Below are 14006 nucleotides of genomic sequence, written 5' to 3' on the forward strand. Positions count from 1 at the left end.
AACGTAAACGCCGATCATACCCGCATTAAGAGAAGCTGCGAAGCAGCATCGCGAGAAAGCTGACCATGGTTGAAAATAGCGAACTACGCAAAGCCGGCCTCAAAGTGACCCTGCCACGGGTCAAGATCCTGCAAATGCTCGACTCTACCGAGCAGCGCCACATGAGTGCCGAGGACGTCTACAAGGCGTTGATGGAAGCTGGCGAGGACGTCGGTCTGGCCACGGTTTACCGTGTTCTGACTCAGTTCGAAGCGGCCGGCCTCGTGGTCCGCCACAACTTCGACGGCGGCCACGCGGTATTCGAATTGGCTGACGGTGGCCACCACGACCATATGGTCAACGTGGAAACCGGTGAAGTCGTCGAATTCGTCAGCGTCGAAATCGAAAAGCTGCAGAAGGCAATTGCCGACGAGCACGGTGTCGAGTTGGTGGATCACAACCTGGTGCTGTACGTACGCAAGAAAAAGTAAGCATGTCGCGCGAATTTCACATTCGCGAAACGAACGAAGGCGACCCAAGGGTCGCCTTCGTGCTTTCTACTATTTGTTACGCCTTGGCAGTCACCACCATTTTTTTCGCGTGAGCCAGGGATTCTTTGGTCAGATCAATACCGCCGAGCATGCGCGCGACTTCTTCGATGCGTTCGTTTTTGCTCAGCTTGGCGACGGCGGTGTGAGTCGCCTTCTCGTCACGGACCTTGTGCACGAACAGATGTTGATGACCCTGCGCTGCCACTTGCGGCAAGTGCGTCACGGTCAGAACCTGGCCACGATCACCGAGGCGCCGCAGTAGCTGGCCGACGATTTCCGCAGTCGGGCCACCGATACCTACGTCCACTTCGTCGAATACCAGCGTTGGCACACGGGAGGTCTGAGCGGTGATCACCTGAATCGCTAGACTGATCCGCGACAGCTCACCGCCGGATGCGACTTTGGCGAGCGCCTTGAGCGGTTGGCCGGGGTTGGCGCTGACCAGCAGTTCAACCTGTTCCAGCCCGTTCGGCAGCAACTCGTCGCTGCTGTTGGCTTTCAATTCGATAGTGAAGCGGCCACCAGGCATGCCCAAGCGCTGAATTTCCTGCTCCACTGCACTGGCGAGGCTACCGGCCGCCTGATGTCGAAGATCGCTGAGCTCGCAGGCCTTCTCTTGATAGTGGCGGGCGTAGGACGCCAGTTCTTCGCCCAGGCGCTCGATGGATTCATCGTTGGCGTTCAGGGTTTCGATTTCATCCAGCAACTTCTGCTGCATTTCGCCGACTTCGGTCGGTTGAATCCGGTGTTTACGCGCCAGGGTGTAGATCGCGTCGAGGCGCTCTTCCAGGTATTGCAGGCGAGCCGGGTCGGCATCGAAGTTGTCGAGGAAGCGGTTGAGCTCGCCGACCGCTTCTTCTACTTGGATCTGCGCGCTGGTTAGCAGGCTGCTGGCTTCACCCAGCGCACCGACCGAATTGTTCACGCTGGACAGGCGATTGAGACTGGCGGTGAGAGCATTCAGCACATTGCCGGAATCGCTTTCGCTGCACTGTTCGACCACTTGCCGGCAAATGCCCAGCAAGGTTTCGGCGTTGGTCAGGTTCTTGTGTTCCTGCTCCAGCTGTTCGAGTTCGTTTTCGCCGAGCCCGAGGTTTTCCAGTTCTTCGAGCTGGTAGCTGAGCAGTTGATGACGTGCGCGTTGTTCATCGCCGGAGTTGGAGAGGCGCTCCAGTTCCTGGCGGGTCTGGCGCCAGCGCTGTGCGGCAAGTTGTACCTGACGCGCCAGATCGGTCGCGCCAGCGTACTCGTCGAGGAGGCGGCGATGGGTGTCGGTTTTCAGCAGCGACTGATGTTCGTGCTGGCTGTGGATATCGATCAGCAGCTCGCCAAGGGCTTTGAGGTCGCCAAGCGGGCAGGGCGTGCCGTTGATATAGCCGCGCGAACGACCTTCGGAGGTGATGACCCGGCGCAGGATGCATGGCCCATCGTTTTCCAGATCACGCTCGGCCAGCCAGGCGCTGGCTTCGGGAATATCAGCCAGATCGAAAGTGGCCAGGATGTCGGCTTTATCGGCGCCCGGGCGAACCACGCCGCTGTCGGCGCGATCGCCGAGGGTGAGGCCCAGAGCGTCGAGCATGATCGACTTGCCGGCGCCGGTTTCCCCTGTGATCACGCTCATCCCGCGATCGAGTTCGAGATCGAGATGTTCGACGATGGCGTAGTTGTGTACGGACAGGTGCACCAGCATAAAGGCAGCTCCCAGGCTTGAGGTCTGGTTATTTATACAGTGTTTTGTTCGGGCCTGACAATGCCCTCGCTTAGGTCGATTTGCTTGATCGAAAAGTTTTCTTAGCGCATTCGAGAATGACTATTCAGCACTTTTTTGTAGGGACAATCGATTGCAGCCCTTGAAGCCTGATTTTGCGGCCCCATATATCGGGGCAGAAGCGCGAGTCAGGCTCGCGGAAGAAATTGAAAGGAGAATTCTATGGCTGACGAACAGACAGTAGATACGCAAAACCCAGATGCCAATCAGGCGCCCGAAGGTTCGGGTGACGACCTGGCGACCCGTGTGCAAGTGCTCGAAGAGCAATTGGCCGCCGCGCAGGATCAGTCTCTGCGTGTTGCTGCCGATCTGCAGAACGTTCGCCGCCGTGCCGAGCAGGACGTCGAGAAGGCGCACAAATTTGCCCTGGAAAAATTCGCCAGCGACCTGCTGCCGATCGTCGACAGCCTGGAGCGCGGCCTCGAGCTGTCGAGCCCGGACGACGAAAGCATCCGTCCGATGCGCGAAGGTATCGAGCTGACCCTGAAAATGTTCCACGACACCCTCAAGCGCTATCAGCTTGAAGCGATCGATCCGCATGGCGAACCGTTCAACGCCGTTCACCATCAGGCGATGGCCATGCAGGAAAGCGCCGACGTTGAGCCGAACAGCGTGCTGAAGGTTTTCCAGAAGGGCTACCAGCTCAATGGTCGCCTGTTGCGCCCGGCGATGGTCGTGGTCAGCAAGGCGCCGGCACCGGTTTCGCCTTCGATTGACGAGCAGGCTTGAAATTAGCCGCAAGGCCCCCATTTAGAAGTCAAGCGTTTAAGTGCTACCGCAGTCAGCCACCACTGCTGCGGCAACAAAATCCAAAGTTTCGGGAGAGTGAACATGGGCAAAATTATCGGTATCGACCTGGGGACTACCAACTCCTGCGTCTCCGTGCTGGAAAACGGCAAAGCCAAAGTTATTGAAAACGCTGAAGGCGCGCGTACCACGCCGTCGATCATCGCTTACGCCAACGATGGCGAAATTCTGGTAGGTCAGTCGGCCAAGCGTCAGGCTGTCACCAATCCGCACAACACCCTGTACGCAGTAAAGCGTCTGATCGGTCGTCGTTTCGACGAAGAAGTTGTGCAGAAAGACATCCAGATGGTCCCTTACAAGATCGTCAAGGCTGACAACAACGACGCCTGGGTTGAAGTGAACGGCCAAAAAATGGCTCCGCCACAAATCTCGGCTGAAATTCTGAAGAAGATGAAGAAGACCGCCGAAGACTACCTCGGCGAGGCAGTGACCGAAGCGGTGATCACCGTTCCGGCCTACTTCAACGACAGCCAGCGTCAGGCCACCAAAGACGCCGGCCGCATCGCTGGTCTGGACGTAAAACGTATCATCAACGAACCAACCGCAGCCGCTCTGGCTTACGGTATGGACAAGGCCAAGGGCGATCACACCGTGATCGTTTATGATCTGGGTGGCGGTACCTTCGACGTTTCCGTAATCGAGATCGCTGAAGTTGACGGTGAGCACCAGTTCGAAGTGTTGGCCACCAACGGTGACACCTTCCTCGGCGGTGAAGACTTCGACATTCGTCTGATCGACTACCTCGTTGACGAATTCAAGAAAGAAAGCGGCATGAACCTCAAAGGTGACCCGCTGGCCATGCAGCGCCTGAAAGAAGCCGCTGAGAAAGCCAAGATCGAGCTGTCGTCCGCTCAGTCGACCGACGTCAACCTGCCGTACATCACTGCAGACGCGACCGGTCCTAAGCACCTGAACGTAAAAATCTCCCGTGCCAAGCTCGAAGCACTGGTTGAAGACTTGGTTCAGCGCACCATCGAACCTTGCCGCATTGCCATGAAAGACGCCGGCATCGACGTCAGCGCGATCAACGACGTGATTCTGGTCGGTGGTCAGACTCGTATGCCGCTGGTGCAGAAGCTGGTTACCGATTTCTTCGGTAAAGAAGCGCGTAAAGACGTCAACCCGGACGAAGCCGTTGCCATGGGTGCTGCGATTCAGGGCGCTGTTCTGGCCGGTGACGTTAAAGACGTGCTGCTGCTCGACGTCAGCCCGCTGACCCTGGGTATCGAAACCATGGGTGGCGTGATGACCGCGCTGATCGAGAAAAACACCACGATTCCTACCAAGAAATCGCAAGTGTTCTCGACTGCCGACGACAACCAGGGCGCTGTGACCATTCACGTTCTGCAGGGCGAGCGCAAGCAAGCCGCACAGAACAAATCGCTGGGCAAGTTCGACCTGGCCGACATTCCACCAGCTCCACGTGGTGTGCCGCAGATCGAAGTGACCTTCGACATCGACGCCAACGGCATCCTGCACGTCGGCGCGAAAGACAAGGCTACCGGCAAGACCCAGTCGATCGTGATCAAGGCCAACTCCGGTCTGTCCGACGAAGAAATCGAGCGCATGGTGCGTGACGCCGAGGCGAATGCCGAGGAAGACCGCAAGTTCGAAGAACTGGCCGCTGCCCGTAACCAGGGTGATGCACTGGTGCACTCGACTCGCAAGATGATCGCTGACGCGGGCGACAAGGTCACCGCCGAAGAGAAGACTGCAATCGAAGCAGCAGTGGTTGCTCTGGAAGCCGCCGTCAAAGGCGACGACAAGGCTGCCATCGAAGCCAAGGTTGAAGAGCTGTCGAAAGTCTCCGCTCCGGTTGCTCAGAAGATGTACGCCGAACAGGCTCAGCCAGCTGATGGCGCAGCCCCGCAAGGCGAATCGGCTGAGAAGGCTGACGACGTTGTCGACGCCGAGTTCGAAGAAGTAAAAGACCACAAGTAAGTTGTTGGTCGCCCGGTTGACTGCCTTGCGGCGGTGACTGGTAGGATGTCGCCGCGCGGGAGCTTGCCTCCCGCGTTGGCGTATCTGGAATACGCGAATTTTTACAGCATGCGACAGCGCTCGCTTGCTGGCGGTATGGCTGAAAATGCTCCTGCTTTTCGCGCCGCAGATACCGCATCAATCAAGACCAGGATCGTTGAATTGACGTGAGTTGGGTCCGGGCCTTAATGGGGGCTCAACGAGTTTGGCGAGGCTCAGGAGGGGTTTGCCGAACGTCCTTAAGAGTGCAAAGAACTTATGGCAAAGCGTGACTATTACGAAGTATTGGGTGTCGAGCGGGGCGCGAGCGAAGCAGACCTGAAGAAGGCCTATCGTCGTCTGGCGATGAAGCACCACCCGGACCGTAATCCCGATGACAAAGCATCGGAAGAGTTGTTTAAAGAGGCCAATGAGGCTTACGAAGTACTGTCCGATTCCAGCAAGCGCGCGGCATACGACCAGTACGGTCATGCCGGCGTCGATCCGAGCATGGGCGGCGGCGGTGCCGGTTTCGGTGGCCAGAACTTCTCGGACATCTTTGGCGATGTCTTCAGTGACTTCTTCGGCGGTGGTCGCGGCGGTTCCCGGGGCGGCGCCCAGCGTGGCAGCGATCTGCGCTACACCCTGGAGCTGAATCTGGAAGAAGCAGTGCGCGGCACGTCGGTGAATATCCGCGTTCCAACGCTCGTCAACTGCAAGCCGTGCGATGGTTCCGGCGCCAAGAAGGGTTCTTCGCCTACGACATGCCCGACCTGCGGCGGTATCGGCCAAGTGCGCATGCAACAGGGCTTCTTCTCGGTGCAGCAGACCTGCCCGCGCTGCCATGGCCAAGGCAAGATCATTTCCGATCCGTGCGACTCCTGCCACGGCGACGGTCGCGTCGAAGAGTACAAAACCCTGTCGGTGAAAGTGCCGGCCGGTGTTGATACCGGCGACCGCATTCGTCTGTCCGGCGAAGGCGAGGCGGGTACCCAGGGCGGGCCGACTGGCGACCTGTACGTTGTGATCAATGTGCGTGAGCACGACATCTTCCAGCGTGACGGCAAGCACCTGTTCTGCGAAGTGCCGATCAGCTTCGTCGACGCAGCGTTGGGCGGCGAGCTGGAAATTCCGACCCTCGACGGTCGCGTCAAACTGAAAATCCCTGAAGGCACGCAGACCGGCAAGCAGTTCCGCGTTCGCGGCAAAGGCGTTGCGCCAGTGCGTGGCGGCGGTGCCGGCGACCTGATGTGTCGTGTGGCTGTGGAAACGCCGGTCAACCTCAACCGTCGTCAGCGTGAACTGCTGGAAGAATTCCGCAGCTCCCTGGCCGACGACAACAGCCATTCGCCAAAAACCACCGGTTGGTTCGACGGTGTGAAGCGTTTCTTCGGCGATTTGTAAGGAGTCGGCATGCGACGTATTGCAGTGATGGGCGCCGCCGGGCGCATGGGCAAGACCCTGATCGAAGCGGTGCAGCAGACGCCGGGTGCCGGTCTGACGGCGGCGGTCGATCGTCCCGACAGCACGCTGGTTGGCGCGGATGCCGGTGAGCTGGCAGCGCTGGGCCGTATCGGCGTGCCGCTGTCCGGTGATCTGGATCGTGTGGTTGAAGAGTTCGATGTGTTGATCGACTTCACCCACCCGACCGTGACCCTGAAAAATCTCGCGTTCTGCCGCAAACACGGCAAAGCGATGATCATCGGTACCACCGGTTTCAGTGTTGAAGAGAAGCAATTGCTGGCCGAGGCGGGCAAGGACATTCCGATCGTCTTCGCCGCCAACTTCAGCGTCGGCGTCAACCTCTGCCTGAAGTTGCTCGACACCGCTGCGCGCGTGCTGGGCGACGATGTCGATATCGAGATCATGGAAGCCCATCACCGGCACAAGGTCGATGCCCCGTCGGGTACCGCCGTGCGCATGGGTGAAGTGATTGCCGATGCCCTGGGGCGTGATCTGAAGAAGGTCGCGGTCTACGGTCGTGAAGGCCAGACCGGTGCGCGTGAGCGTGAAACCATTGGTTTCGCCACCGTGCGTGCTGGCGATATCGTCGGTGATCACACCGTGCTGTTCGCTGCCGATGGCGAGCGCGTCGAGATCACCCACAAGGCTTCGAGCCGCATGACCTTCGCCAAGGGCGCGGTGCGTGCAGCGCTGTGGCTGGATGGTCGCGAGCCGGGCCTGTACGACATGCAAGACGTGCTCGACCTGCGTTGAGTCGTTGCTGAACCCGGCGCAAACGTCCCGTTTTGCGCCGGTTTTTACCGCTTGGCGACGACCTGTCGCATTCTCCGGCCTTTAAGGCTCTTTAGCGGTGGACCAAAAACGGCCTTTTCTGTAAGCTACAGCTTTAGTGTGTCCACTAAAAGCGCGCAGAATAATTTCAGTGAAGAAGCGGGGTGACGTGTCCATACGTCACTCCGCTTTTTTACAACCTGCGATTGCCCTTTCATGCGTTATTTACGGGAGGTCTTCTTGACTAAGCCAGCCATACTCGCCCTTGCTGATGGCAGCATTTTTCGCGGCGAAGCCATTGGAGCCGACGGTCAGACCGTTGGTGAGGTGGTGTTCAACACCGCAATGACCGGCTATCAGGAAATCCTTACCGATCCTTCCTACGCCCAACAGATCGTTACCCTGACTTACCCGCATATCGGCAACACCGGCACCACGCCGGAAGATGCCGAGTCCGACCGCGTCTGGTCCGCTGGCCTGGTCATCCGTGACCTGCCGCTGGTAGCGAGCAACTGGCGTAACACGATGTCCCTGTCCGACTACCTGAAAGCCAACAATGTAGTGGCAATCGCTGGTATCGACACCCGTCGCCTGACCCGCATCCTGCGTGAAAAAGGCGCACAGAACGGCTGCATCATGGCCGGCGACAACATCTCCGAAGAAGCGGCCATCGCCGCTGCGCAAGGCTTCCCGGGCCTGAAGGGCATGGACCTGGCGAAAGTCGTCAGCACCCAGAAGCCATACGAATGGCGCTCGACTGTCTGGGATCTGAAAACCGACAGTCACGCGACCATCGAAGCCTCCGAGCTGCCATACCACGTGGTCGCCTACGACTACGGCGTCAAGGTCAACATCCTGCGCATGCTGGTCGAGCGCGGCTGCCGCGTCACCGTGGTGCCGGCTCAGACGCCAGCCGCCGATGTGCTGGCGCTCAAGCCGGACGGCGTGTTCCTGTCCAACGGCCCAGGCGACCCGGAGCCATGCGACTACGCGATCCAGGCGATCAAGCAAGTGCTGGAAACCGAGACGCCGGTATTCGGCATCTGCCTCGGCCACCAACTGCTGGCTCTGGCCTCCGGCGCCAAGACCCTGAAAATGGGCCACGGCCACCACGGTGCCAACCACCCTGTGCAGGACCTGGACACCGGCGTGGTTATGATCACCAGCCAGAACCACGGTTTTGCGGTAGACGAAGCCACCCTGCCAGCCAACGTGCGTGCGATCCACAAGTCGCTGTTCGACGGCACCCTGCAAGGCATCGAGCGCACCGACAAGAGCGCGTTCAGCTTCCAGGGTCACCCTGAAGCGAGCCCGGGCCCGAACGACGTCGCGCCACTGTTCGACCGCTTCATCAACGAGATGGCCAAGCGACGCTAAGCGTTCGCCTTGAGACTGTAGAGAGAAGCCCGCGAGGGCGGCCCCGGCACCCGGCGGCCCCTTCGGGACTTCAGAAATCGATCAAGACGGCTTGCCGACTGACCTGCGGATTTGAGTGACAAACCATGCCAAAACGTACAGACATTAAAAGCATCCTGATTCTCGGCGCTGGCCCGATCGTGATCGGCCAGGCCTGCGAATTCGACTACTCCGGCGCCCAGGCCTGCAAAGCCCTGCGCGAAGAGGGTTACCGCGTCATCCTGGTGAACTCCAACCCGGCCACCATCATGACCGACCCGGACATGGCCGATGCCACCTACATCGAGCCGATCAAGTGGCAGACCGTTGCCAAGATCATCGAGAAGGAGCGTCCGGACGCCGTCCTGCCGACCATGGGCGGCCAGACTGCACTGAACTGCGCCCTGGACCTGGAGCGCGAAGGCGTTCTGGAGAAGTTCGGCGTAGAGATGATCGGCGCCAACGCCGACACCATCGACAAGGCTGAAGATCGTTCGCGTTTCGACAAGGCGATGAAATCCATCGGCCTGGCGTGCCCGCGTTCCGGCATTGCCCACAGCATGGAAGAGGCCAACGCGGTTCTCGAAACCCTCGGTTTCCCGTGCATCATCCGTCCGTCCTTCACCATGGGCGGCACCGGTGGCGGTATCGCCTACAACCGTGAAGAGTTCGAAGAAATCTGCGCCCGTGGTCTGGACCTGTCGCCGACCAAAGAGCTGCTGATCGACGAATCGCTGATCGGGTGGAAAGAATATGAAATGGAAGTTGTCCGCGACAAAAAGGACAACTGCATCATCGTCTGCTCGATCGAAAACTTCGACCCGATGGGCGTGCACACCGGTGACTCGATCACCGTGGCTCCAGCCCAGACCCTGACCGACAAGGAATACCAGATCCTGCGTAACGCCTCGCTGGCGGTACTGCGCGAGATCGGCGTCGAGACCGGCGGTTCCAACGTTCAATTCGGTATCTGCCCGAACACTGGCCGCATGGTCGTGATCGAAATGAACCCGCGTGTATCGCGTTCCTCGGCACTGGCTTCGAAAGCCACCGGTTTCCCGATCGCGAAAGTCGCGGCCAAACTGGCTGTGGGTTACACCCTCGACGAGCTGTCGAACGACATCACCGGCGGCAAGACCCCGGCGTCCTTCGAACCGTCGATCGACTACGTCGTGACCAAGCTGCCACGCTTTGCCTTCGAGAAATTCGCCAAGGCTGACGCGCGCCTGACCACGCAAATGAAGTCGGTCGGTGAAGTCATGGCCATCGGCCGGACCTTCCAGGAATCCCTGCAGAAAGCCCTGCGTGGTCTGGAAGTCGGCGTTTGCGGTCTGGACGAGAAGCTCGACCTGAGCAACCCGGAAAGCATGAGCGTGCTCAAGCGCGAACTCACCGTACCGGGCGCCGAGCGTATCTGGTACGTGGCGGACGCCTTCCGTGCCGGTCTGTCGGTCGAAGATATCTTCGGCATGAACATGATCGATCCGTGGTTCCTGGTGCAGATCGAAGATCTGATCAAGGACGAAGAGAAGGTCAAGACCCTCGGTCTGTCCTCGATCGACCGCGACCTGATGTTCAAGCTCAAGCGCAAAGGCTTCTCCGATCAGCGTCTGGCCAAGCTGCTGGGCGTCACCGAGAAAAACCTGCGCACGCACCGTCAGAAGCTGGAAGTGTTCCCGGTCTACAAGCGCGTTGACACCTGCGCCGCCGAATTCGCCACCGACACCGCTTACCTCTACTCGACCTACGAGGAAGAGTGCGAAGCCGCGCCGTCGGGTCGCGACAAGATCATGATTCTGGGTGGCGGTCCGAACCGTATCGGCCAGGGCATCGAGTTCGACTACTGCTGCGTTCACGCTGCTCTCGCCCTGCGCGAAGACGGCTACGAAACCATCATGGTCAACTGCAACCCGGAAACCGTTTCCACCGACTACGACACTTCCGACCGTCTGTACTTCGAGCCGGTAACCCTGGAAGACGTACTGGAAATCTGCCGCGTCGAGAAACCGAAGGGCGTGATCGTCCAGTACGGCGGCCAGACTCCGTTGAAACTGGCTCGCGCGCTGGAAGCCGCTGGTGTGCCGATCATCGGCACCAGCCCTGACGCCATCGACCGTGCCGAAGACCGCGAGCGCTTCCAGCAAATGGTCGAGCGCCTGAACCTGCGTCAGCCGCCAAACGCCACCGTGCGCAGCGAAGACGAAGCCGTTCGTGCTGCCGCGAAAATCGGTTATCCGCTGGTGGTGCGCCCGTCCTACGTACTGGGCGGCCGTGCGATGGAAATCGTTTACAAGGAAGACGAACTCAAGCGCTATCTGCGTGACGCGGTGCAAGTGTCCAACGACAGCCCGGTGCTGCTCGACCACTTCCTCAACTGCGCCATCGAAATGGACGTGGACGCGGTTTGCGACGGCAAAGATGTGGTAATCGGCGCGATCATGCAGCACATCGAACAGGCGGGCGTTCACTCCGGTGACTCCGCATGCTCGCTGCCGCCGTACTCGCTCCCAGCGCACATCCAGGACGAGATGCGCGAACAGGTCAAGAAAATGGCCCTGGAACTGGGCGTTGTCGGCCTGATGAACGTGCAATTGGCTTTGCAGGGCGAAGACATCTACGTCATCGAAGTCAACCCGCGCGCCTCGCGTACCGTGCCGTTCGTATCCAAGTGCATCGGTGTTTCCCTGGCGATGATCGCTGCCCGCGTAATGGCCGGTAAGACCCTGAAGGAAATCGGCTTCACCAAGGAAATCATCCCGAACTTCTACAGCGTGAAAGAGGCGGTGTTCCCGTTCGCCAAATTCCCTGGCGTTGACCCGATCCTCGGCCCAGAGATGAAGTCGACCGGTGAAGTGATGGGCGTCGGCGACACCTTCGGTGAAGCTTTCGCCAAAGCGCAGATGGGCGCCAGCGAAGTGCTGCCGACCGGCGGTACCGCGTTCATCAGTGTGCGCGATGACGACAAGCCACTGGTTGCAGGCGTGGCCCGTGATCTGATCAACTTGGGCTTCGAAGTGGTCGCCACTGCCGGCACTGCCAAGCTGATCGAAGCGGCAGGCCTGAAAGTGCGCCGCGTGAACAAGGTGACCGAGGGTCGTCCGCACGTGGTCGACATGATCAAGAATGACGAAGTCACGCTGATCATCAACACCACCGAAGGTCGTCAGTCGATCGCCGATTCGTACTCCATTCGTCGCAACGCCTTGCAGCACAAGATCTACTGCACCACTACCATCGCTGCGGGCGAAGCGATCTGCGAAGCGCTGAAGTTCGGTCCGGAAAAAACCGTGCGCCGCTTGCAGGATCTACACGCAGGATTGAAGGCATGAGCATAACCAAGTACCCAATGACTGTTCAGGGCGCCAAAGCCCTGGAAGAAGAACATGCTCACCTGACCAAGGTCGTTCGTCCGAAGCTCAGCCAGGACATCGGTACGGCCCGCGAGTTGGGTGACTTGAAGGAAAACGCTGAATACCATGCCGCGCGCGAACAGCAGGGCATGGTCGAGGCGCGGATTCGTGACATCGAAGGCCGGATTCAGAATCAGGTCATCATCGATGTCACGACCATTCCGCACACCGGCAAAGTGATTTTCGGTACCACCGTCGAGATCGCTAACGTCGAGACTGATGAAAGCGTCACATACCACATCGTGGGTGAGGATGAGGCTGACTTCAAACTCGGCAAGATTTCCGTCGGTTCGCCGCTGGCCCGCGCCTTGATTGGCAAGGAAGAGGGCGACGTGGTCGCCGTCAAAACGCCAGGCGGCGTGATCGAGTATGAGATTGTCGAAGTTCGTCACATCTGAAAGAAGGCGCCCGCTGCATGCGGGCGCCATGCTTTGGCAACTGACCCAGATGCTTTGGGTCGGTGGTCTATGGTTGATTCACATTGGTTTGCAGCCGGCTTTAGGCCAGATCGGTCTGGCGCCGCTGTTGATCGACGAAGTTGCCAGTGCTTTCGAAGTGCTGGTAGTGGGATTCGCCGCTCTTTGCGTTGTGTTTCAGGCTTTGGTGCTGGTACAGGCCGAGGGCCTTGGCAGTCTATGGCGGGATTTTCGCGGGCAGGTGCTGTTGATGGCGTTGTACGCGTGCGCGATGTATGTCGCTGTGCGTGTCGGCTGGCCGGATGCGCAGCGCTGGCAGGTATTCAGTTATCTGGTGCTGGGGTTTTCCGGGCTGGTGCTGGTCATGCAGCCGGTGCCTGGATGGAGTGGCAGGGTGCGCGAAGCACACCCTTGACCCTGCGCATCACTTGAAGCGATGAACGTTCGACAGCTGCTTGTTGACGCTGAAGTTCTTGCGGTAGACCAGAGCCATCTTGCCGATGACCTGAACCAGGTCCGCTTTGCCGACTTTGCACAGTTCGGCGATGTGCGCCAGGCGCGACTCGCGGTCGAGGATGTTGAGCTTGATCTTGATCAGCTCGTGATCCGCCAGGGCGCGTTCAAGTTCGGCTAAAACACCTTCAGTCAAACCGTTGTCCGCCACCGTCAACACTGGCTTGAGGTGGTGGCCGATGGATTTGTACTGTTTCTTCTGCTCTGGAGTGAGCGGCATAATCTGACCCTTTCGTCTGGATTCTGTAAAATGGCGGCCATTTTACCCGAGGGTTCGTGGATCCGCCCAACTAATCACGACCCTAATCATCGAGGTGCCCAATGGCGCGTTCCAAGACAAGCCTTGGTTGGCTGAAAAGACATGTCAACGATCCTTATGTGAAGCAGGCGCAGAAGGATGGCTACCGTTCGCGTGCAAGTTACAAGCTTCTGGAGATCCAGGAAAAATACAAACTGATCCGTCCGGGCATGAGCGTGGTCGACCTCGGCGCCGCCCCGGGCGGCTGGTCGCAGGTCACCAGCCGGCTGATCGGTGGTCAGGGGCGTCTGATCGCTTCTGACATCCTTGAGATGGACGGCATTCCGGACGTGACCTTCATTCAAGGTGACTTCACTGAAGACTCGGTGCTTGCCGAAATCCTTGAGGCCGTCGGTAATTCGCAGGTGGACCTTGTGATTTCCGATATGGCCCCCAATATGAGTGGTACGCCCGAAGTGGATATGCCCAAGGCCATGTTCCTTTGTGAGCTGGCGCTGGATCTGGCGGAGCGGATCCTCAAGCCCGGTGGCAATTTCGTCATCAAGATTTTTCAGGGCGAAGGGTTCGATGTTTATCTGAAGGATGCGCGCAAGAAATTCGACAAGATCCAGATGATCAAGCCAGACTCTTCCCGTGGCAGCTCCCGTGAGCAGTACATGCTGGCCTGGGGTTATCGCGGCGGTGATGCGTAAAACGAGGTTTTTCGGCAGGGCG

At 59.1% G+C, this 14006-nt stretch carries 12 protein-coding genes; 10 read left to right on the forward strand and 2 right to left on the reverse strand.

Annotation, left to right across the window (positions count from 1 at the left end):
- Positions 1–65: 65 nt before the first annotated feature.
- The gene (gene fur / locus AC0Z4S_RS08570) at positions 66–470 is read left to right on the forward strand and encodes a ferric iron uptake transcriptional regulator (RefSeq protein WP_187676705.1); all 405 of its coding nucleotides are present in this window, start codon (positions 66–68) and stop codon (positions 468–470) included.
- A gap of 76 nt (positions 471–546) precedes the next feature.
- On the opposite strand, the gene recN is transcribed toward fur, so the two are convergent.
- Positions 547–2220, reverse strand: a complete 1674-nt coding sequence (gene recN / locus AC0Z4S_RS08575; RefSeq protein ID WP_485622681.1) for a DNA repair protein RecN — start codon at positions 2218–2220, stop codon at positions 547–549.
- Positions 2221–2460: 240 nt separating this feature from the next.
- On the opposite strand from recN, the gene grpE reads away from it, so the two are divergent.
- The 8 genes from grpE to AC0Z4S_RS08615 all read left to right on the forward strand — a co-directional run bounded on the left by grpE (position 2461) and on the right by AC0Z4S_RS08615 (position 12935).
- Complete coding sequence (gene grpE / locus AC0Z4S_RS08580) at positions 2461–3027, forward strand: nucleotide exchange factor GrpE (RefSeq protein WP_039759570.1); 567 nt, start codon at positions 2461–2463, stop codon at positions 3025–3027.
- Positions 3028–3129: 102 nt separating this feature from the next.
- Positions 3130–5046: a molecular chaperone DnaK gene (gene dnaK, locus AC0Z4S_RS08585; protein ID WP_042608859.1), complete on the forward strand. Its 1917-nt coding sequence runs from the start codon at positions 3130–3132 to the stop codon at positions 5044–5046.
- Positions 5047–5343: 297 nt separating this feature from the next.
- Positions 5344–6468: a molecular chaperone DnaJ gene (dnaJ, locus tag AC0Z4S_RS08590; RefSeq protein ID WP_485622682.1), complete on the forward strand. Its 1125-nt coding sequence runs from the start codon at positions 5344–5346 to the stop codon at positions 6466–6468.
- A 9-nt stretch (positions 6469–6477) separates the two neighbouring features.
- Positions 6478–7281, forward strand: a complete 804-nt coding sequence (gene dapB / locus AC0Z4S_RS08595; protein WP_016771766.1) for a 4-hydroxy-tetrahydrodipicolinate reductase — start codon at positions 6478–6480, stop codon at positions 7279–7281.
- Between the two features lie 258 nt (positions 7282–7539).
- Positions 7540–8676 (forward strand): glutamine-hydrolyzing carbamoyl-phosphate synthase small subunit, encoded by a 1137-nt coding sequence (gene carA / locus AC0Z4S_RS08600; RefSeq protein WP_485622683.1) that lies wholly within the window; start codon positions 7540–7542, stop codon positions 8674–8676.
- Between the two features lie 125 nt (positions 8677–8801).
- Positions 8802–12023: a carbamoyl-phosphate synthase large subunit gene (gene carB, locus AC0Z4S_RS08605; RefSeq protein ID WP_039759558.1), complete on the forward strand. Its 3222-nt coding sequence runs from the start codon at positions 8802–8804 to the stop codon at positions 12021–12023.
- A gap of 2 nt (positions 12024–12025) precedes the next feature.
- Complete coding sequence (gene greA, locus AC0Z4S_RS08610) at positions 12026–12502, forward strand: transcription elongation factor GreA (RefSeq protein WP_039759729.1); 477 nt, start codon at positions 12026–12028, stop codon at positions 12500–12502.
- A gap of 28 nt (positions 12503–12530) precedes the next feature.
- Positions 12531–12935, forward strand: coding sequence for an MFS transporter (locus AC0Z4S_RS08615; RefSeq protein WP_485622684.1), 405 nt, complete (start codon positions 12531–12533; stop codon positions 12933–12935).
- Positions 12936–12944: 9 nt separating this feature from the next.
- Here AC0Z4S_RS08615 and AC0Z4S_RS08620 read toward each other — a convergent pair whose 3' ends face one another.
- Positions 12945–13253, reverse strand: coding sequence for a YhbY family RNA-binding protein (locus tag AC0Z4S_RS08620; RefSeq protein ID WP_003221534.1), 309 nt, complete (start codon positions 13251–13253; stop codon positions 12945–12947).
- 101 nt (positions 13254–13354) lie between these two features.
- Between AC0Z4S_RS08620 and rlmE the strand changes: the two genes are divergently transcribed.
- Positions 13355–13984: a 23S rRNA (uridine(2552)-2'-O)-methyltransferase RlmE gene (gene rlmE, locus AC0Z4S_RS08625; protein ID WP_039759551.1), complete on the forward strand. Its 630-nt coding sequence runs from the start codon at positions 13355–13357 to the stop codon at positions 13982–13984.
- Positions 13985–14006: the final 22 nt, after the last annotated feature.

Source organism: Pseudomonas sp. 1L-B-1-E-C1 (assembly GCF_057291835.1).